The sequence below is a fragment of the Streptomyces kanamyceticus genome (assembly GCF_008704495.1).
Classification (GTDB): domain Bacteria; phylum Actinomycetota; class Actinomycetes; order Streptomycetales; family Streptomycetaceae; genus Streptomyces; species Streptomyces kanamyceticus.
Genome location: NZ_CP023699.1, coordinates 8932649 through 8950522, shown reverse-complemented (window position 1 = coordinate 8950522; position 17874 = coordinate 8932649). Strand labels below are relative to the sequence as shown.

The following is a 17874-nucleotide window of genomic DNA, read 5'->3' as shown; positions in this document are numbered from 1 at the left end:
GTCGCCCCAGTTCAGCACACGTGCCGCGACGGCAGGCCGGGGGGCGTGCGGTCAGCGGCCCGGCAGGCTGGAGCGTCGTACGACGAGCTCGGGTGTGAACACCACGCGGCGGTGCTCGTGCGCCGCCGGGTCCCCCGACTCGGTCTCCTCCATGAGCAGTTCCGCCGCCATCGCGCCCATGGTGACGGCGGGCTGGCGCACGGAGGTGAGCGGCACGACGGCGGCCGCCGCGAACTCGATGTCGTCGTAGCCGACGATCGCGATGTCCTCGGGCACGCTCACCTCGGCCGCGTACATGGCCTGGAGCACGCCGAGCGCGAGCAGGTCGTTGGCGCAGAAGACGGCGGTGGGCCGCACGGCGAGGCCCAGGATGCGGGCGCCCGCGTCACGGCCCGCGGCCACGTCGAGCCGCTCGGTGGGCAGCTCCCGAAGGACCGACGCGGGCAGGCCCGCCTCGGCGAGCGCCCGCAGCGCCCCCACGCGCCGGTCCCTGACCTGCTTGAGCTCGGGCGGGCCGCTCACGTACGCGATGCTGCGGTGTCCGGTGTCGACGAGGTGGCGCACGGCGAGCCCGCCGCCCAGCACGTCGTCCACGGACACGGAGCACTCGGTGGTGCCCTCGGCAACGCGGTCGACGAGGACGAAGGGGATGCCGTGCCTACGGAAGGCTGCGATGTTCCGCCCGGTCGCGTCGGCGGGCGTCAGGAGCACGCCCCGCACCCGCTGCTCGGCGAAGAGCGACAGGTAGTCGGCCTCTTCGGCGGGGCTCTGGCCGCTGTTGCAGACCATGACGCAGAGCCCCGCCTCGCGCGCGGCGCGCTCGGCGCCCCGCGCGACGTCCACGAAGAACGGGTTGCCCATGTCCAGGACGAGGAGCGCCATGATGCGGCTGCGCCCCGCGCGCAGTTGGCGTGCGGACTCGCTGCGGACGTAGCCGAGCCGGTCGATGACCGCCCGCACCTTGTGCCGGGTCCCTTCGGAGACCGTGTCCGGGCGGTTGATCACGTTCGACACGGTGCCGACCGACACGCCCGCGTGCTTCGCCACGTCTTTGATCCCGACCATGCGTTCCCGCTGCTCCATCCCGCCGTTCGGCCGTCACCGGCCGTGAGGACAAGCCTACTTAAGGCTCGGAAGCCGTACGGGTACCCTGCATCCATCCGATGATCGACGAGGAGGAACCCGCGATGCGCGTCGCCCTGTTCCTGACCTGTGTCAATGACACGCTCTATCCGGACACGGGCCGCGCCGTGGTGAAACTGCTGACCAGGCTGGGAGTTGAGGTCGACTTCCCGATGGCGCAGACCTGCTGCGGGCAGGCCCACTACAACACGGGCTATCGCCATCAGGCGGAACCGCTGGCCCGTCATTTCTCCGATGTATTCGGTTCGGACGCGTACGACGCGATCGTGACGCCGTCCGGATCGTGCGGGGCGATGGTGCGCGAGCTCTACCCCCGCATGGGCGAGCGGGCCCGCGCGGAGGGCCGCGGCGACGGCCTGGCCCGCACCCTCGCGCCTGTGGTGCCCAAGACGTACGAACTCACCGAGTTCCTGGTGGATGTCCTCGGCGTCACGGACGTCGGCGCGTACTACCCGCACAAGGTCACCTACCACCCGACCTGCCACGGTCTGCGCTCCCTCGGCCTCGGCGAGCGGCCGACGCGGCTGCTGCGCGCGGTGAAGGGACTCGAACTCGTGGAGCTGCCGGGCGCCGAGGAGTGCTGCGGCTTCGGCGGCACGTTCGCCGTGAAGAACTCCGATGTCTCCGCGGCGATGGGCACGGACAAGGTGCGCCACGCCGAATCGACGGGCGCCGATGTGCTGTGCGCCGCCGACAACTCCTGCCTGATGCACATCTCGGGCACGGCGGCCCGGCTGCGCACGGCGGTGCGTCCCGTCCACATCGCGGAGATCCTGGCCAGCACGGAAGAGGAGCCCCTGTCATGAGCGGCGGCACATTCGTCGGCATGCCCGCCTTCCCCGAGGCCGCGCACGAAGCCGTGGGCAACACGACGCTGCGCGCCAATCTCCGGCACGCCACCCACACCATCCGCGACAAGCGGGCCCGCGCCGTCGCCGAGCTCGACGACTGGGCCGAGCTGCGCGCGGCGGGACGGCGCGTGAAGGACCACACGCTGCGCCATCTCGACCGCTATCTGGTGCAGTTGGAGGAGTCGGTCGTCCGCGCGGGAGGCACCGTCCACTGGGCGGCCGACGCGGACGAGGCCAACCGCATCGTCACGGACCTGGTCAAGGCGACGGGCGAGAGCGAGGTCGTCAAGGTCAAGTCGATGGCGACGCAGGAGATCGGTCTCAACGAGGCCCTCGAAGCGGAGGGCATCCACGCCTACGAGACCGATCTCGCCGAGCTGATCGTGCAGTTGGGCCGCGACCGGCCCTCGCACATCCTGGTTCCGGCGATCCACCGCAACCGCGGCGAGATCCGCGACATCTTCGCGAAGGAGATGGCGGGTTGGGGCCGCCCGGCACCGGAGGGACTCACCGACACCCCGGCCGAACTCGCTGAGGCGGCCCGTCTCCACCTCCGCGAGAAGTTCCTGCGCGCCAAGGTCGGCATCTCCGGTGCGAACTTCATGGTCGCCGAGACCGGCACCCTGGTCGTCGTGGAGTCGGAGGGCAACGGCCGCATGTGCCTCACGCTCCCCGAGACGCTGATCTCGGTGGTCGGCATCGAGAAGCTCGTGCCCACCTGGCGCGACCTGGAGGTATTCCTGCAGACGCTCCCCCGCTCCTCGACGGCGGAGCGCATGAACCCGTACACGTCGATGTGGACGGGCACCACCGACTCCGACACGGCCGACGGCCCCAGCACCTTCCACCTGGTCCTCCTCGACAACGGCCGCACCGACACCCTCGCCGACGAGGTCGGCCGTCAGGCACTGCGCTGCATCCGCTGTTCGGCGTGTCTCAACGTGTGCCCGGTGTACGAGCGGGCGGGCGGCCACGCGTACGGCTCGGTGTATCCGGGCCCGATCGGCGCGATCCTCAGCCCTCAACTCCGCGGCACCCAGAGCGAGATCGACGCTTCCCTCCCCTACGCCTCGTCCCTCTGCGGGGCCTGCTACGAAGTGTGCCCGGTCGCCATCGACATCCCCGAGGTCCTGGTGCACCTGCGCGAGCGGGTCGTACAGGGCGGCGAGGCCACCCGGCACGGCACGAAAGTGATGCTGAAACCCGCGAAGGGACACGCGGCGGAGCGGGCGGCGATGCGCGCCGCGGGCCTCGTGTTCGCCCGCCCCGGCGCCCTGCGCGCGGGCCAGCGCCTCGCGTCGCGCACCCGGAGGCTCCACCCGCGCACACTCCCGGGACCGGGCCGGGCCTGGAGCGCGACACGGGAGCTGCCCAAGGTCCCGGCGGAGCCGTTCCGCGACTGGTGGCAGCGCACGCAAGGCGCCAGGAGCAAGGGGAAGGGGAACGACGCATGAGCAGCAGGGACCGGATCCTGGGCCGGGTGCGGCGGGCGCTGGCCGACGTGCCGGACGGCGACACCTCGTACAAAGCGTACGAAGCGTCGATGGACCGCGGATACGCGCGCGAGCACGGCGACCGCACCACCGAGCAGACCGTCGACCTGCTCGCCGAGAACCTCGCGGACTACCGCGCCATCGTGCACCGCTGTGCCGCCGCGGATCTTCCGGAGCTGCTGACACGGCTGTTCGCGTCGCGCGGGTCCCGGAGCGTGCTCGTGCCGCCGGGGCTGCCGCCGCACTGGCTGGCCGCCGCCGATCCGGTGCGGATCCACGACCGGGCGGCGAGCACCCCGCACGAGCTCGACCGGGTCGACAGCGTCATCACGGGGTGCGCCCTCGCCGTCGCCGAGACCGGCACGATCGTCCTCGACGGCTCCCCCGACCAGGGCCGCCGCCGCATCACCCTGGTGCCGGACCATCACATCTGTGTCGTACGGGTCCCCGACCAGGTCGTCTCCTCCGTCCCTGTGGCCCTCGAACGGCTGGACCCGGCCCGTCCGCTCACCTGGATCTCGGGACCGTCCGCGACCAGCGACATCGAGCTGGACCGCGTCGAGGGAGTGCACGGGCCGCGCACTCTGGAGGTCGTCCTGATGAGCGAGGAGTGAGCGGCGCGGCTAGCGTGAACGCATGATCCGGTTCGAGCAGGTGACCAAGCGCTACCCGGACGGCACGACCGCCGTGGACGACCTCTCCTTCGAGGTCGCCGAGGGCGAACTGGTCACGCTCGTCGGCCCCTCGGGCTGCGGCAAGACCACGACGATGATGATGGTGAACCGCCTCATCGAACCGACGTCGGGCCGCATCTTCGTGAACGACGAGAACATCGCCGACGTCGACCCGGTACGCCTGCGCCGCCGCATCGGCTACGTCATCCAGCAGGTCGGCCTGTTCCCGCACCGGACCATCCTGGACAACACGGCGACCGTGCCCGCGCTGATCGGCTGGAAGAAGGCGAAGGCGCGGGCCCGCGCCGCCGAACTGCTCGACCTGGTGGGCCTCGACCCGAAGACGTTCGGATCCCGCTACCCCGAGCAGCTCTCGGGCGGCCAGCGCCAGCGCGTCGGCGTGGCGCGGGCGCTCGCGGCCGACCCGCCCGTGCTCCTGATGGACGAGCCGTTCGGCGCGGTCGACCCGGTGGTGCGCGAGCAGTTGCAGGACGAGTTCCTGCGCATGCAGGCGGCCGTGCGCAAGACGGTGCTGCTCGTCACGCACGACATCGAGGAGGCGGTCCGGCTCGGCGACCGCATCGCGGTGTACGGGCAGGGGCGCATCGAGCAGTTCGACACGCCGGGAGCGGTGCTCGGGGCGCCCGAGACGCCTTACGTCGCCGAGTTCGTGGGCGCCGACCGCGGCCTGAAGCGACTCTCGGTCACCGAGATCCAGTCCGACGACCTGGAGCAGCCGCCGCTCGCCCGCCTGGACGAGCCCGCCGCGCAGGCCGCGGCCCGGCTGCGCGCGGAGGAGGCCCGTTGGGCGGTCGTCCTGGACGAGGGCGGCGATCTGCACGGCTGGGTGGGCGTCGACGAGGTGGCCCTGGCGGGCGCGGGCGGCACGGTCGGCGATCTGGCGCACCGGATGAACTCCTGGGTTCCGATCGGCGCCCCGCTCAAGCAGGCGTTCGGCGTGATGCTCCAGCACGACGCGGGGTGGGTAGCGGTCCTGGACGGCGCCCGCTTCCTCGGCGTCCTCACCCCGGCGAAGCTGCACGAGGCACTGCGGCGCTCGGTGGACGCGGATGCGCAGGGCGTTGCACGGGACCAGGTGGAATTCGACTCGGTCGCGGACGCGTAGCCGGGCCCCGTTCGGGGCGCCCCGTAAGGGGCGCGGGGAACTGCGCGACCAGCCCAAGACGGCCCGCGGCAAAAGTCAAAGCAGTCCCTTGTCCTCCAGATAAGCCCGTGCCACATCCTCCGGGAGCCGGCGCCAGCTATCCACCTGCTCGTTCATGGACGCCAAGTCCCCCGTCGTCAGGACGGGATTGAGCCGCCCAAGCGCAGCCGCCACACGTTCACTGCCCGCCCGGGAGCGGTTGACCACGGGAACGATGTAGTCGGCGTTCTGGAGCTGCTTGTCGTCCTTGAGGAGCACGAGCCCGAAGTCGTCGAGCGTCGCGTCCGTCGACGTGGTCAGGACCATCTGGTCCTGACCGTCCTGCACGGCCTTCTTGGCCTGGGTGGTACCGACGCCCTTGGGGTCGACCCCGGTGACGTCGATGCCGTACACCTTCTTCAACCCCGGGGCGCAGTAAGGACGTTGCACGCACTCGTCGCCCGCGGCGAGCCGCACCTTCTGGCCCGATTTCCCGAGGTCGCTGAGGGTCTTGAGGTGATGCTCCCTGGCGTACGACGCGGCGACGGCGAAGGCGTTCTGGTCGACGGCCTTGCCGGGGTCGAGGACGGTCAGGCCGCGCGGGGCGGCCAGGGAGCGCAGTGCCTTCATGGTGGTGTCGAGGTCGGGCGAGCCGACCGGCGGGGCGTCGGCGCCGTTCTTCTTGGCGTTGAGCCAGTCCGCGAAGGTCGCCGCGTACTCGGGGACGACGTCGATCTGGCCGGACTCCAGAGCGGGTTCGTACAACTCGCGGTTGGCCACGGAGAGGATCTCGACGCCGTATCCGGCCTTCTTCAGGAGCAGCAGGTACATCTGGGCGAGCAGATCGCTCTCGGTGAATCCGGCCGAGCCGACGACGAGGTGCTTGCTGTCGCCCGGCGGCGCGGTGACCTCGCCCTGGTTCTCCAGGGAGGGGCCGCCGGTGCAGCCGGTGAGCAGGGCGAGGAGGACCGTCGCCGCCCCCGCGCGCCGCCTCATCCCGCGCTCCCCCGCGTCCGTGCCCAGCCGGGCGCGAGCCGCTCCGCGGCCTCGAAGACGCCCTCGACCAGCAGGGCGAAGACCGCGACGAGCACCGCGCCCGCGACCACCTGCGCGGTGCTCGCCAGGTTGAAGCCCGCGGTGATGATCCGGCCGATCCCGCCGCCGCCCGCGAGCGCGGCGATGGTGGCGGTGGCGACGAGTTGCACGGCGGCGATGCGGACCCCGCTGAGCACCAGGGGCAGCGCGAGCGGCAGTTCGACCCGCCACAGCATCTGCCGCCCGGTCATCCCCATGCCGCGCGCCGCCCGCACGATGCTGCGGTCGACGCCGCGCATCCCGACGTAGGCGTTGGTGAGCAGCGGGGGCACCGCGAAGAGGACGAGGGCGACGACGGTCGGGCCTTCGCCCCACTTGCCGAGCGGGGTGAGGAGCAGCAGGACGAGGACCGCGAAGGTCGGCACCGCGCGCCCGACGTTGGAGATGTTCACCGCCAGCGCGCCGCCCCTGCCGAGGTGGCCGAGGACGAGGGCGATGGGCAGGGCGATCAGGCAGCTGAGCAGCAGGCAGACGACGGTGAGGACGAGGTGCTGGGTGAGCCGGTGCCAGATGCCGTCGTCGCCCGCCCAGTGCGCGGAGTCGGTGAGCCACGCCCAGGCGTCGCCGAGTGTCTTCATGAGCGGACCGCCCTGGTCCAGGGAGTGAGCACCCGCTGCACGCCGAGCAGCAGCAGGTCGGCGGCGACGGCGATGACCACGCAGAGCACCGAGGCGGTGAGCACCTGCGCCTTGAAGTAGGTGTTCATGCCCGCGTAGATCAGATTGCCCAGGCCGCCGAAACCGACGATCGCGCCGACGGTGGCGAGGGAGACGGCGGAGACCGTGGCGATCCGCAGCCCCGCCATGGCGGCGGGCAGGGCGAGCGGGAGTTCGACGGTGAGCAGGAGGCGGATCGGGCCGTAGCCCATGCCGCGGGCGGCCTGCCGGGTGTCTTCGGGGACGGCGCGCAGCCCGGCGAGGATGTTCCGCACGAGCAGCGTGAGCGAGTACAGGACGAGCCCCGCGACGACGAGCGCGGCGGAGAGGCCGTACACGGGGAGCAGCAGCGAGAACATCGCGAGCGAGGGGATCGTGTACAGGATCGTGGTGAGCGCGAGGACCGGTCCCGCGGCCCACCCCCAGCGGCGGGCGAGGACGGCGAGCGGCACGGCGACGACGAGCGCGATGAGCACGGAGACGGCGGTCAGCTGGAGGTGCTGGACGACCGCGTCGATCAGGATCTGGCGGCGGGTGCTCAGATACTCACCACAGATCCATTCGTTGCGCGCGAGGCAGTCGTCGGGAATCGCGGTCACCCGTCCATTCAAGGCTCAGCTGCCGCGCGGCGGCGCGTTCTGGTGACCCGTACGGGGCCGACCCTGAGACATCCCCGATCTGACCCCGATCTGCCCCTGAGATGTGTCAAGAATCTATGACAGGTGGCACGAGGTGTGTCAGCTTTTCTTGACAGGCACGAAGGAGAGAGGCCGCGATGGCCGAGGAACCGGCTCGGGAGCCGACGGGCGACGAGTTGCTGAAGGCACTCACCGCGCTGGGCAATCCGCACCGCATGCGGATCGTCGCGGCGCTCACGGAGCGCCGCAATTACGTCAGCGCGCTGGCCCGCGAGATCGGCATGGGCCGCCCACTGCTGCACATGCACCTGAAGCTGCTCGAGGGCGCGGGGCTCGTCATCGGCACACTCGAAGTGGGCGAGGACGGAAAGAACATGAAGTACTTCGAAGTGGCGCCGTTCCTCTACGAGTTGACGCCACAGCTCGTCCACCGGGCGGTCCGCACCCTCACGGACACCCGAGAACAACCTGCGAAATCCGCGGTATCCACGGCATCCGAGACATCTGTGACATCTGTGACTTCCGTGAAAGAGGAAACGAAGTGAACGGACACCTGGTGACGCTCGCCGAGAGCTACTCAGGCGATTGGGCGAGCGCGGTCGGCGCGGGCGGAGTCTTCCTCCTGTTGATCGTCGTCGTCTGGCAGATCGCGGCCACCTGGCGGGCCCGGATGCTCGCCTCGCGCGAGGAGCACTACAAGCAGCTCGCCACGAAGTACGCCCAGCTCCTCGAGGACAACGTCGAGCTGCACAGGCGCTCGATCGACGAGCAGCGCCAGACCCGCGAGGAGCTGGCCCAGACCCGGCACGCGGTCGGCGCGATGGAGAAGATGATGCGCGAGATCGAGTAGCCCGAGCTCCCGAGGCCGGGACCGATACCGGGACCGATACCGAACGGTCACAGCCGCGGCGCGCTGGAGGGACTGACCAGCACCGGTGGCGTCATCACCTCGGCGGGCGTGGTGCTCGCGGCGACGTTCGCGGTCTTCGTGTCGTCGCCGGTCTCACCGTCGGTCTCGTCTACGTAGCGTCCGCCGCGTCGGGGATCCATGAACCGTGGATCCCCGCCGGCACCCGCCGGGGCAGTTCCACGGCGGCTATCGGGGGCCGGGTGATGTCCTTGGCGTCCAGGACGAGCAGCTCGGAGGAGTCGCGGGCCAGGTCGCCGACGAGGGTCAGCAGATATCCGTCGTCCTCCGCCGCTCCCTGGGCGGCGGGCACGAAGTACGGCTCCCCGTACATCCGTCCGGGCCCCGCGTCGGCGATCTGCCGTTCGCCGGTCGTCGCGTCGTACTTGACCAGGGCGTACCGCTCCAGGCCCGCGCCGGGGAAGGCGACCGTGTACGTGTACCGGTGGGCCGCGCCGGTCAACGCCTCGTTGATGGTGGCGAATTCGGTGACCAGGGAGTCCAGCGGTTCCTCGCGCACGGTGCCGGAGGCCGGGTCGAGGATCCAGCGGTGCCGCATCGAGCCGATCGCGGGCACGGCGGGGTGACCGGGCGCGCCGGTCCACCACTTCCAGCTGCTCTCCCAGGACGACCGGTCGTAGCGGGGCCCCTCGACGACGACGCGTCCCCGGGCGTCCTCGTAGGCGTTGGTCACATGGATCATCGCGCCCGCCTCGACCTCGAACCACATCGGTTCGACCCCTCCCCCGCGCGGCAGCACGCCGATGCGCGGACGGTGGGTGTCGCTCCAGCGGTACGGGATGCCGGAGGGCTCCGCGGGGTCGAAGACCACGGGCAGGTCGAGCCAGACCGTGTACCGAGGGGTGAGGCCGAAGTCGTGCATGAGCGTGGGTCCGGCGCCCGGCACGATCTGGCTGTGCGTCAACTCGCCCTTGGCGTCCGCCACGTAGTACGTCAGATAGGGCGGGATCGCCGAGTAGCCGAAGAAGTGCAGCTCGCCCGTGGCCGGGTCTTCCTTGGGGTGCGCGGTCATGGCGGTGGTGAGTCTGCCCCGGAAGTCGTACGCCCCGATCGTGTTGAGGTCCGGGCTCATCTCGAAGGGCAGATTGGCCTCTTGGAGGGCGAGGATGCGGCCCGCGTGCTCGATGACGTGGGTGCCCGCGATGCTGGCGGTGAGGTCGACGCTCCCGTCGTCGCGGAGCATCGGCGCGCCGTCCAGGGCCGGAGTGCGCACCCAGCGGTTCCGATACCACTCGGCGCGGCCGCCGTCGATGCGGATGCCGTGCAGCATGCCCGCGCCGCGGAACCAGTGGGTGGGGGTGTCGCCCGGCTTGGGATTGTGCCCGTTGCGGAAGTAGCGCCCCGACAGCTCCGGCGGGATCGCGCCCCGGACGGTCAGGTCACGGGCGGTGATCTCGCCGGGGACCGGCGTGAAGTGGCCGCTCAGGTAGGGGACTTGGCGGATGGTGTCGCTCATGACGGGGCACTCCTTGGGATGTCGGACCGACTCGGTCGCGGGACGAACTCACTTGCGCACGGCTCACGGCGTGAGCACGACCTTGCCGCTGACCGTGCCGGACTCGGCGAGCCGCATGGCGTCGGCGATGCGCGCCAGCGGCAGCTCGGCGGCGATGCCCGCGGTGATCTCGCCGCGCTCGAGCGCGGCGAACACCTGGCCCAGGTCCGCGCGGAGGCGGGCCCGGAAGCGGTCCTTGCCGAGCGCGCGCCCGGCCCAGACGTTGAAGAAGTACGCGCGGCGCCGGTTGGGCAGCGCGTGCCACACCCAGACCCGGCCGAGGATCTTGAGGACGGGCCACTGCTTGGAGCCCGTGTCGTCCCGGGTGGCGGCGCTGCCGTACGAGACGAGGGTCCCGCCGGGCGCGAGCAGCCGCCACGAGTCGGTGACGCTCCGGCCGCCGATGTGGTCGAACACCGCGTCCACACCGCCGGGCACGAGCTCACGCACCCGCCGCGGGACGTCCTCGGTCCGGTAGTCGACCGGGGTGACGCCCAGCTCCCGGAGGGCGTCGTGATGGCGGGCGGACGCCGTGCCGATCACCCGCACTCCGGCGGCGAGTGCCAGCTGGACGAGGAGCGAGCCCACGCCGCCGTTGGCTCCGTGCACCAGGATCGTCTGGCCTGCCCGCACCCGGGCCTTGCGGTGCAGCATCTGCCACGCGGTGATGCCGTTGACCACCGCGGTCTCCGCCGCCGCGGCGCCGACGCCCTCGGGCACCTCGACGACGTCCGCCGCGTCGAGCACCACGTGGCTGGCCCAGCCGCCGGTCTTGGTGAGCGCCGCGACGCGCTTGCCGACCAGGGCGGGGACCGCGCCGGGGCCGACCGCGATGACGGTGCCCACGAGGTCGTACCCGGGAACGAAGGGGAAGGGCGGCTGGTCGAAATAGCGGCCGCGGCGCATCTGCTGCTCGGCGAAGGAGATGCCGGTGGCCTCCATCGCGACGACCACCTGCCCGGCTTCCGCGACGGGGAGGGGGCCACGCCGGAACTGGAGCTCTTCCGGCTCGACCCGCCCCGGCAGGACGACCTCGACGCACTCGATGGATGCGGTACCGCTCATGACAGCCTCCGTTGACCCGGCCGACCCGTCCACTCGTCCGGGCTAGCGCTTCTTCCGACAGTTAGAAGCTATAACTCTCGCGAAGGCCCGTCAAGGGGTTGAGTGATACCTTCTAACGCAAGCGCCAAGACGTAAGCGACATGAAGCAAGCGAAGCGACACGACGAGCGGAGACCGGACATGGCCAAGGCCGCCGGCACGGCATCCCCCCGCGAGCGGTACCGCAGCCAGGTCCGCGCGGAGATCAAGGAACGGGCGTGGGAGCAGATCGCCGACGCGGGCGCCTCCGCGCTGTCGCTCAACGCGATCGCCAAGCGGATGGGCATGAGCGGCCCCGCGCTCTACCGCTACTACGGCAGCCGTGACGAGCTGATCACCGAGCTCATCAGGGATGCCTATCGGGGCCTCGCCGATACCGTCGACGCGGCCGCCAAGGACGGCGCGGGCCTCCCGGAGCTCGGGCACACCCTGCGCCGCTGGGCGCTCGACGACCCCCAGCGGTACCTGCTGATCTTCGGCACCCCGGTGCCCGGCTATCACGCCCCGGACGACGTCACCACGATCTCCTCCGAGATCATGTCCGCGCTGCTCGACGCCAGCGCGAAGCTGCCGGACGGCTCCCCGGGCTCCCCCGGCGCCCGCCCCGGCTCCCCCAGCCCCTCCGGCTCCCCCGAAGAGGAGTTCGAGCAGCACATCGACGCCCACCGCCAGTGGGCGGGCGACCACCCGGCCACCCCCGTCGAACTGCACCGCGCCCTGTCCTTCTGGACCCGTGTGCACGGCGTGCTCTCACTGGAGCTCGCGGGCCACTTCAGCGGGATGGGCTTCGACCCCGCCACCCTCTTCGAAGCGGAACTGGCCGCCCTGCTCAGGCGCTAGTAGTCCGCAGGTCCGCCGCGGCCGATCTGCGGCGTCACCCGGCGATACGCCGCGCGCGCACTCACGATGCGGCTCGCCACCGCACCCGCGAGCCCCGCGACGAGCAGGTAGACGAGCCACTCGGGGTCACGGTGCCCGGCCCAGCTGACCTCCCCCGTGGGGTGGGTCGCGAAGACGTTGAGCACCAGCCAGCACAGCACCGCCGTGCCCGGCGCCGCCGCGAACCTGCCGCGCGTGCCGAGCACCGCGGCGAGCGAACAGAGCACGGCGAGCGCCAGGCCCGTCCGGTCGAGCACCCCCAGCGCGTTGAGCACGCCGACGAGCAGCAGGGCGCCCGCACCCGCACCCGCCCAGACGACGAGGTTCGCGATCGGCCGCGGGACCGCCTTGGCCCCGCTCCTCATCTGCCGCCACTCCACAGCCACACCGGCCCCCACCCACCAGGGACGTGCTCAAAGGCGCACGTCTCCGTCTCTGCCGACCGGATTCTTTCATCGGTCGGGGGCACCATCCACCCCGGCCGGGCCTCGACGTTTTACGGTTCCTTTACAGTAGGTGTAGAAGCATTCGTGCTTCAGCCCCGCCGTTTCGTACGAGGACACCCTCGTACGAGGAGAAGAAGGAGCCCCGGCCCACAATGGGTGAGCCTCCCAGTACCAACCGTGCCGTCCCCTCACCGCCCAGCATGCGTACGGGATCGGGGGTGGCACGGTGACCGAGGTCCTGCTGCTGTTCCTTGCCCTGCTCCTCACGCTGGCCTGCGCGCTGTTCGTCGCCGCCGAGTTCTCGCTCACCACTGTCGAGCGAGCCGACCTGGAACGGGCCGCCGCCGCGGGTGAGCGGGGCGCGGCAGGCGCGCTGAAAGCCGTGCGCCGCCTGACGTTCCAGCTCTCCGGAGCCCAACTGGGCATCACCGTCACCTCCTTGGTGATCGGCATGCTCGCCGAGCCGTCGCTCGCCGCGCTGCTGCGCGGCCCGCTCGAAGCGGCCGGTCTCGGCGGCGCGGCCCCGCCCACCGCCACGCTCCTCGGTGTCGTCCTGTCCACGGTCGTCCTGATGGTCGTCGGCGAGCTGGTGCCGAAGAACTGGGCGATCTCGCGGCCGCTCGCGGTGGCGAAGGTGGTGGCGGCCCCGCAGCGCGGCTTCACCGCCGCGTTCGGCCCGTTCATCCGGCACCTGAACAACACCGCGAACCGGTTCGTACGCCGCTTCGGCCTGGAGCCCGCGGAGGAGCTGGCGTCCGCGCGCGGCCCCGAGGAGCTGGTCGCGCTGGCCAGGCACTCGGCAGCCGAGGGCGCCCTCGAGGCCGATTCGGCCGAACTGTTCGTCCGCACGCTGCACTTGAGCGAGCTGAGCGCGGAGAACGTGATGACGCCCCGGGTCGACGTCCAGGCCCTGGAAGCGCACGCCACCGCCGCCGACGCCGCCAACCTCACGTACGCGACGGGCCTCTCCCGCTTCCCCGTGTACCGGGACTCCCTGGACGAGGTCATCGGCACCGTCCACATCCGCGACGTCCTGGCCCTCGACCCGGACAAGCGCGCCGCGACCCCGGTCACCGCGCTCGCCACCCGGCCGCTCCTCGTGCCCGACAGCCTGACCGCCGACCGGCTCCTGGAGCGGCTGCGCACCACCCGCACCATGGCGGTCGTCATCGACGAGTACGGCGGCACGGCCGGGGTCGCGACCATGGAGGACATCGTCGAGGAGGTCGTCGGCGAGGTCCGCGACGAGCACGACCCGATGGAGCTCCCCGACCTGCTGCCCGCCGCCCCGACCGACGACGGCCGCAGGGCCTGGCGGGCCGACGGCAGCGTACGGATAGACCAGCTGGCCGGGATGGGCCTGGCCGTCGACGACGGTCCCTACGAGACGGTCGCGGGACTGGTCGCCACGCGACTCGCCCGCATCCCTGTGCAGGGCGACAGCGTCGACGTCAGCGGCTGGCGCATCGACGTCCTGGACGTCGAGCACCACCGCGCGGACCGGGTGCACATCACCGCGCCCGCGCACCCCAAGCTGCTGGAGGACGCCCGATGACCGCGCTCCAGCTCACCATCGGCGCCCTGACGCTGCTCACCAACGCGTTCTTCGTGGGCGCCGAGTTCTCGCTGATCTCCGTGCGCCGCAGCCAGATCGAGCCGGGGGCCCTCGCGGGCGACAAGCGCGCCCGGAGCACGCTCTGGGGGATCGAACACATCTCCGCGATGATGGCCACCGCCCAACTGGGCATCACCGTCTCCTCGCTGGTGCTCGGCGCGGTCGCCGAGCCCGCCATCGCGCACCTCATGGAGCCCGCCTTCGAGGCGGCCCAGGTCCCGCACGCGCTGGTGCACCCGATCGCGTTCGTGATCGCGCTGGCGGTCGCCACGTATCTGCACATGCTGATCGGCGAGATGGTCCCCAAGAACATCGCCCTGGCCGCGCCCGCCCGTACCGCCCTGCTGCTCGGTCCGCCGCTCGTCGCGCTCACCCGGGCGCTCAGGCCCGTCATCTTCGGCGTCAACGCCTTCGCCAACGCCCTGCTGCGGCTCCTGAAGGTCGACCCGAAGGACGAGGTCGAGGCCGCCTTCACCGATGACCAGCTGGCCCGGATGGTCGCCGACTCCAGCGAGGCGGGGCTGCTCTCCGCCGCGGACAGCGAGCGGCTGCGGGACGCCCTGGAGCTGGGGACCCGGCCGGTCGGCGAGATCCTCGTCCCCATCGTGCACATGCACACCGTGCACCACGCCGTCACCCCGGCCCGTCTCGAACGCGTGGCCGCCTCGGCGGGTTACTCGCGTTTCCCTGTCACCGGCCCGGACGACGCGCTGCTCGGCTATCTGCACATCAAGGACACCCTCGGCGTGGCCGACCGCGACGCGCCCTTCCCCGCCGACGCCCTGCATCCCGTCACGCGCGTGCGCATCGACACCGCGCTCGACGACACCCTGACCGCCCTGCGCGCCGAGGGCAGCCATCTGGCGGCGGTCCTCGGTGAGGGCGGCGCGGTGCTCGGCTTCGTGACCATGGAGGACGTCCTGTCCGAGCTGGTGGGACCGGCCCCGGCGGCCGCTTCCGCCACCGTCCCCGCCTGATCCGCCCGACCCGGCGCGGTCCCCCTCGTCCGCTGTGGCGGAGGAACCGCGCCGGGCCGAGAATCGTTCACTGAGTCCTCATACGAGAACGGAGCCACCCTGTGTCCGCCAGACCGACGGACCCTCCGGGGCACAGTCCCCGACCATCCCGCCCGAAGGGGCATGATCGCGGCACGCGACGGGGTGGTGTTCGATGAGTGCCGTACTGGGCCTGTTGGCCGTCCTGATCCTGACCGCGGGCACGGGCTACTTCGTCGCCCAGGAATTCGCCTACGTCGCCGCCGACCGGCTCGCCCTCGCGCGTGAGGCGGCCGCGGGCGACAAGCGGGCCGCCCGCGCCCTACAGGTGCTCGAGAGGCTCTCCTTCATGCTGTCCGGCGCGCAGCTGGGCATCACCGTCACCGGTCTGGTCGTCGGCTTCCTCGCCGAGCCGTCCGTGTCCGCGCTGCTCAGGCCCGCGCTCGATGGCACCGGCCTCTCCGACGGCACGGTCTCGGCCATCTCCGTAGTGGTCGGTTTCGTGGTCGCCACCGTGATCCAGATGGTCCTCGGCGAGCTGGCACCGAAGAACCTCGCCCTGGCCGTCCCCGAGCGCCTCGCCAAGTCCCTGGCCGCCTCCACGCTCGCGTACCTGAAGGTCGTCGGCCCGCTGGTGCGCGTCTTCGACGGCGCGGCCAACCGCATCCTGCGCAGGATCGGCATCGAACCGGTCGAGGAGCTGCACCACGGCGCGACCCTGGAGGAGCTCAGCCATCTGATCGGCGAGTCCCACAAGGAGGGCGAGCTGCCCCGGGAGATCGCCGAGCTGCTCGACCACGTCCTGGAGTTCTCCGAGCGCACCCTGGACGAGGTGATGGTGCCGCGCGCGGACGCCGTCTTCGTCCGCAAGGACGCCAGCGCCGCCGAGACCGTGGAGCTGATCGCCAAGCACGGCCACTCCAACTACCCGGTCCTCGGCGACCACCCCGACGACGTGGCGGGCGTCCTCGGCGTACGCGAACTGATGAGGCTGCCCACCGCCCGCTTCGAGCGCACCACGGCGGGCGACGCGGCCCGCCGCCCGCTCTTCCTGCCCGACACGCTGCCGCTGCCGGAAGCGGTGACGCAGATGCGCGAGCGCGACGACGAGTTCGCGGTCGTCCTCGACGAACACGGCGGCGTCGCCGGGATCGTCACCTACGAGGACATCGCCGAGGAACTCGTAGGTGACATCGCCGACGAGTCCGACACGGTCGTCGCCCGCGCCGTCGCCGACGGCGCGGGCTGGCTGGTGGCCGCGGGCCGCCGCCTGGACGAGATCGCCGACGCCACCGGCATCGAACTGCCCGAGGAAGAGGACTACGACACCGTGGCCGGACTGATCGTCGATCGGCTCGGGCGCTTCCCGACCGTCGGGGACCGACTCACCGTCGAGCTGCCGGACGGCGGCACGGCGGCCATCGCCGTACTCGCCCTGGACCGGCACGTGCCGGAGCGGGTGCGGGTGGAGCGGCTGCCGGATCCCGGTGGCGGGACGGACGCGGGCAACGCCGGCGCTGACGGAACCGACTCCGCGAGCAAGGGGGTCACCGCATGAGCTTCCCCATGGCTCTCTTCGTCACGCTGTTGCTCCTCATCGGCAGCGGGTTCTTCGTCGCCGCCGAGTTCGCCCTGGTCGCCGCCAAGCGGCACCGGGTGGAACAGGCCGCCGCCCAGGGGCAGCGCGGCGCGAAGTCGGCTCTCGCGGGCATGCGGGAGCTCTCCCTGATGCTGGCCGGTGCCCAACTGGGCATCACCGTCTGCACCCTGGGCCTCGGCTCCCTCTCCAAGCCCGCGATCTCGCACGAACTCGATCCGCTCCTGGAGAAGCTGGGCCTGCCCGCCGGACTCAGCTACGGCATCGCCTTCGCCCTCGCGATGATCGTCGTGGTGTTCCTGCACATGGTGGTCGGCGAGATGGCCCCCAAGTCCTGGGCCATCGCGCATCCCGAGCGCTCCGCGATGCTGCTCACGCCGCCGTTCCGGGCCGTGGTCAAGGTCGTACGGCCGTTGATCTGGCTCCTCAACAAGGTGAGCAACAGCCTGGTGCGGATGTGCCGGGTCACCCCGCGCGACGAGCTCGCCTCGGTCCACAACCGCGAGCAGCTCACCCACCTCGTCGCGGAGTCGGAGCGGCTCGGCCTGATCAGCGAGACCGACTCCGAGCTGATCACCAGCTCCCTGACCGCGCCGCAGAGTCCGGTGGGCGATCTGCAGATGCCCGCCGACCGGATCACCTCGGTGCCCGCGACGGCCGGTCTCGACGAGATCCTGGAGGTGGCGTCGGGCAGCGACCGCACCCGCCTCCTGGTCCGCGACGGCGCCACGGTCGTCGGCTCGGTGCACGCCCGCGACGTGCTGGTGGCCCGCGCACGGGGCCGGGCGGGCACCGCCCGCGACCTGGCCAGACCGGTGCCCGAGCTCTCCGCGCACGACTCGGTGGCCCACGCCGTCGAGACGCTCCGCCAGCGCCGCGCGACGCTCGCCGTGGTCGGCGACGACTCCGGCAGGCTCACCGGCCTCGTCAGCCTGGACGATCTGCTCGCCCGTCTGATGGAGCCGGGCCGGGTGGCATGACGTGGGACGGCGGCCGGTGGGACTCGTACTTCCGACCGGCCGCCGACTCGCCCCGCGGGCAAGGCCGTCCGCCCACAACACCAGCTGATCGCAGGGCTCCAGGCTTCACCCTTGCTGGCTGACCACGGTGTCTCAATCTGCC

The 17874-nt window shown here is 71.5% G+C and carries 19 protein-coding genes; 11 read left to right on the top strand and 8 right to left on the bottom strand.

Annotation, left to right across the window (positions count from 1 at the left end):
• Positions 1 to 51: 51 nt before the first annotated feature.
• A complete protein-coding gene (locus CP970_RS38900) occupies positions 52 to 1065 on the bottom strand; it encodes a LacI family DNA-binding transcriptional regulator (RefSeq protein WP_398656572.1) in 1014 nt (337 codons plus the stop codon).
• Between the two features lie 122 nt (positions 1066 to 1187).
• On the opposite strand from CP970_RS38900, the gene CP970_RS38895 reads away from it, so the two are divergent.
• From CP970_RS38895 to CP970_RS38880, 4 genes are read left to right on the top strand one after another with little or no spacing between them, the layout of a single operon-like run.
• Complete coding sequence (locus CP970_RS38895) at positions 1188 to 1949, top strand: (Fe-S)-binding protein (RefSeq protein ID WP_055544077.1); 762 nt, start codon at positions 1188 to 1190, stop codon at positions 1947 to 1949.
• Positions 1946 to 3448, top strand: coding sequence for a LutB/LldF family L-lactate oxidation iron-sulfur protein (locus CP970_RS38890; protein WP_055544072.1), 1503 nt, complete (start codon positions 1946 to 1948; stop codon positions 3446 to 3448). The genes CP970_RS38895 and CP970_RS38890 overlap by 4 nt, the downstream gene beginning before the upstream one ends.
• A complete protein-coding gene (locus tag CP970_RS38885) occupies positions 3445 to 4101 on the top strand; it encodes a LutC/YkgG family protein (RefSeq protein WP_055544071.1) in 657 nt (218 codons plus the stop codon). The genes CP970_RS38890 and CP970_RS38885 overlap by 4 nt, the downstream gene beginning before the upstream one ends.
• 22 nt (positions 4102 to 4123) lie before the next feature.
• Positions 4124 to 5287, top strand: coding sequence for an ABC transporter ATP-binding protein (locus CP970_RS38880; protein ID WP_055544070.1), 1164 nt, complete (start codon positions 4124 to 4126; stop codon positions 5285 to 5287).
• A 75-nt stretch (positions 5288 to 5362) separates the two neighbouring features.
• On the opposite strand, the gene CP970_RS38875 is transcribed toward CP970_RS38880, so the two are convergent.
• From CP970_RS38875 to CP970_RS38865, 3 genes are read right to left on the bottom strand one after another with little or no spacing between them, the layout of a single operon-like run.
• A complete protein-coding gene (locus CP970_RS38875) occupies positions 5363 to 6301 on the bottom strand; it encodes an ABC transporter substrate-binding protein (RefSeq protein WP_055544069.1) in 939 nt (312 codons plus the stop codon).
• Entirely contained in the window at positions 6298 to 6978 is a 681-nt protein-coding gene (locus CP970_RS38870; RefSeq protein ID WP_055544068.1) for an ABC transporter permease, read from the bottom strand. The genes CP970_RS38875 and CP970_RS38870 overlap by 4 nt, the downstream gene beginning before the upstream one ends.
• Positions 6975 to 7655 carry an ABC transporter permease gene (locus CP970_RS38865; RefSeq protein ID WP_055544067.1) on the bottom strand — a complete coding sequence of 227 codons (681 nt, stop codon included), beginning with the start codon at positions 7653 to 7655 and terminating at the stop codon, positions 6975 to 6977. Before CP970_RS38865 ends, CP970_RS38870 begins: the two co-directional genes overlap by 4 nt.
• A gap of 176 nt (positions 7656 to 7831) precedes the next feature.
• Between CP970_RS38865 and CP970_RS38860 the strand changes: the two genes are divergently transcribed.
• Positions 7832 to 8239 (top strand): ArsR/SmtB family transcription factor, encoded by a 408-nt coding sequence (locus tag CP970_RS38860; protein WP_055544066.1) that lies wholly within the window; start codon positions 7832 to 7834, stop codon positions 8237 to 8239.
• Complete coding sequence (locus tag CP970_RS38855; RefSeq protein ID WP_055544065.1) at positions 8236 to 8544, top strand: hypothetical protein; 309 nt, start codon at positions 8236 to 8238, stop codon at positions 8542 to 8544. Before CP970_RS38860 ends, CP970_RS38855 begins: the two co-directional genes overlap by 4 nt.
• A gap of 47 nt (positions 8545 to 8591) precedes the next feature.
• Here CP970_RS38855 and CP970_RS44465 read toward each other — a convergent pair whose 3' ends face one another.
• From CP970_RS44465 to CP970_RS38840, 3 genes are all read right to left on the bottom strand, one after another.
• A complete protein-coding gene (locus CP970_RS44465) occupies positions 8592 to 8744 on the bottom strand; it encodes a hypothetical protein (protein ID WP_157877648.1) in 153 nt (50 codons plus the stop codon).
• Entirely contained in the window at positions 8714 to 10078 is a 1365-nt protein-coding gene (locus CP970_RS38845) for a carotenoid oxygenase family protein (RefSeq protein WP_055544064.1), read from the bottom strand. The genes CP970_RS44465 and CP970_RS38845 overlap by 31 nt, the downstream gene beginning before the upstream one ends.
• Positions 10079 to 10141: 63 nt before the next feature.
• The gene (locus tag CP970_RS38840) at positions 10142 to 11182 is read right to left on the bottom strand and encodes a medium chain dehydrogenase/reductase family protein (protein ID WP_150494537.1); all 1041 of its coding nucleotides are present in this window, start codon (positions 11180 to 11182) and stop codon (positions 10142 to 10144) included.
• A gap of 179 nt (positions 11183 to 11361) precedes the next feature.
• Between CP970_RS38840 and CP970_RS38835 the strand changes: the two genes are divergently transcribed.
• Positions 11362 to 12060 carry a TetR/AcrR family transcriptional regulator gene (locus CP970_RS38835; protein WP_150494535.1) on the top strand — a complete coding sequence of 233 codons (699 nt, stop codon included), beginning with the start codon at positions 11362 to 11364 and terminating at the stop codon, positions 12058 to 12060.
• Here CP970_RS38835 and CP970_RS38830 read toward each other — a convergent pair.
• A complete protein-coding gene (locus tag CP970_RS38830) occupies positions 12057 to 12464 on the bottom strand; it encodes a hypothetical protein (protein WP_055543823.1) in 408 nt (135 codons plus the stop codon). The genes CP970_RS38835 and CP970_RS38830 overlap by 4 nt on opposite strands.
• Positions 12465 to 12771: 307 nt before the next feature.
• On the opposite strand from CP970_RS38830, the gene CP970_RS38825 reads away from it, so the two are divergent.
• From CP970_RS38825 to CP970_RS38810, 4 genes are all read left to right on the top strand, one after another.
• Positions 12772 to 14100, top strand: a complete 1329-nt coding sequence (locus tag CP970_RS38825; protein ID WP_055543822.1) for a hemolysin family protein — start codon at positions 12772 to 12774, stop codon at positions 14098 to 14100.
• Complete coding sequence (locus CP970_RS38820; protein ID WP_055543821.1) at positions 14097 to 15137, top strand: hemolysin family protein; 1041 nt, start codon at positions 14097 to 14099, stop codon at positions 15135 to 15137. The genes CP970_RS38825 and CP970_RS38820 overlap by 4 nt, the downstream gene beginning before the upstream one ends.
• 193 nt (positions 15138 to 15330) lie before the next feature.
• Positions 15331 to 16713, top strand: a complete 1383-nt coding sequence (locus tag CP970_RS38815; RefSeq protein WP_055543820.1) for a hemolysin family protein — start codon at positions 15331 to 15333, stop codon at positions 16711 to 16713.
• Positions 16710 to 17732, top strand: coding sequence for a hemolysin family protein (locus tag CP970_RS38810; RefSeq protein WP_055543819.1), 1023 nt, complete (start codon positions 16710 to 16712; stop codon positions 17730 to 17732). The genes CP970_RS38815 and CP970_RS38810 overlap by 4 nt, the downstream gene beginning before the upstream one ends.
• The last annotated feature ends 142 nt before the right edge of the window (positions 17733 to 17874 follow it).

What these genes read in the sequence shown, in the direction of transcription:
- CP970_RS44465 (WP_157877648.1), bottom strand. Translation starts at nt 8,744, where the DNA reads ATGGATCCCCGACGCGGCGGACGCTACGTAGACGAGACCGACGGTGAG.
- CP970_RS38845 (WP_055544064.1), bottom strand. Translation starts at nt 10,078, where the DNA reads ATGAGCGACACCATCCGCCAAGTCCCCTACCTGAGCGGCCACTTCACG.
- CP970_RS38900 (WP_398656572.1), bottom strand. Translation starts at nt 1,065, where the DNA reads ATGGTCGGGATCAAAGACGTGGCGAAGCACGCGGGCGTGTCGGTCGGC.
- CP970_RS38895 (WP_055544077.1), top strand. Translation starts at nt 1,188, where the DNA reads ATGCGCGTCGCCCTGTTCCTGACCTGTGTCAATGACACGCTCTATCCG.
- CP970_RS38885 (WP_055544071.1), top strand. Translation starts at nt 3,445, where the DNA reads ATGAGCAGCAGGGACCGGATCCTGGGCCGGGTGCGGCGGGCGCTGGCC.
- CP970_RS38870 (WP_055544068.1), bottom strand. Translation starts at nt 6,978, where the DNA reads ATGAAGACACTCGGCGACGCCTGGGCGTGGCTCACCGACTCCGCGCAC.
- CP970_RS38840 (WP_150494537.1), bottom strand. Translation starts at nt 11,182, where the DNA reads ATGAGCGGTACCGCATCCATCGAGTGCGTCGAGGTCGTCCTGCCGGGG.
- CP970_RS38860 (WP_055544066.1), top strand. Translation starts at nt 7,832, where the DNA reads ATGGCCGAGGAACCGGCTCGGGAGCCGACGGGCGACGAGTTGCTGAAG.
- CP970_RS38815 (WP_055543820.1), top strand. Translation starts at nt 15,331, where the DNA reads ATGAGTGCCGTACTGGGCCTGTTGGCCGTCCTGATCCTGACCGCGGGC.
- CP970_RS38880 (WP_055544070.1), top strand. Translation starts at nt 4,124, where the DNA reads ATGATCCGGTTCGAGCAGGTGACCAAGCGCTACCCGGACGGCACGACC.
- CP970_RS38810 (WP_055543819.1), top strand. Translation starts at nt 16,710, where the DNA reads ATGAGCTTCCCCATGGCTCTCTTCGTCACGCTGTTGCTCCTCATCGGC.
- CP970_RS38835 (WP_150494535.1), top strand. Translation starts at nt 11,362, where the DNA reads ATGGCCAAGGCCGCCGGCACGGCATCCCCCCGCGAGCGGTACCGCAGC.
- CP970_RS38890 (WP_055544072.1), top strand. Translation starts at nt 1,946, where the DNA reads ATGAGCGGCGGCACATTCGTCGGCATGCCCGCCTTCCCCGAGGCCGCG.
- CP970_RS38875 (WP_055544069.1), bottom strand. Translation starts at nt 6,301, where the DNA reads ATGAGGCGGCGCGCGGGGGCGGCGACGGTCCTCCTCGCCCTGCTCACC.
- CP970_RS38820 (WP_055543821.1), top strand. Translation starts at nt 14,097, where the DNA reads ATGACCGCGCTCCAGCTCACCATCGGCGCCCTGACGCTGCTCACCAAC.
- CP970_RS38830 (WP_055543823.1), bottom strand. Translation starts at nt 12,464, where the DNA reads ATGAGGAGCGGGGCCAAGGCGGTCCCGCGGCCGATCGCGAACCTCGTC.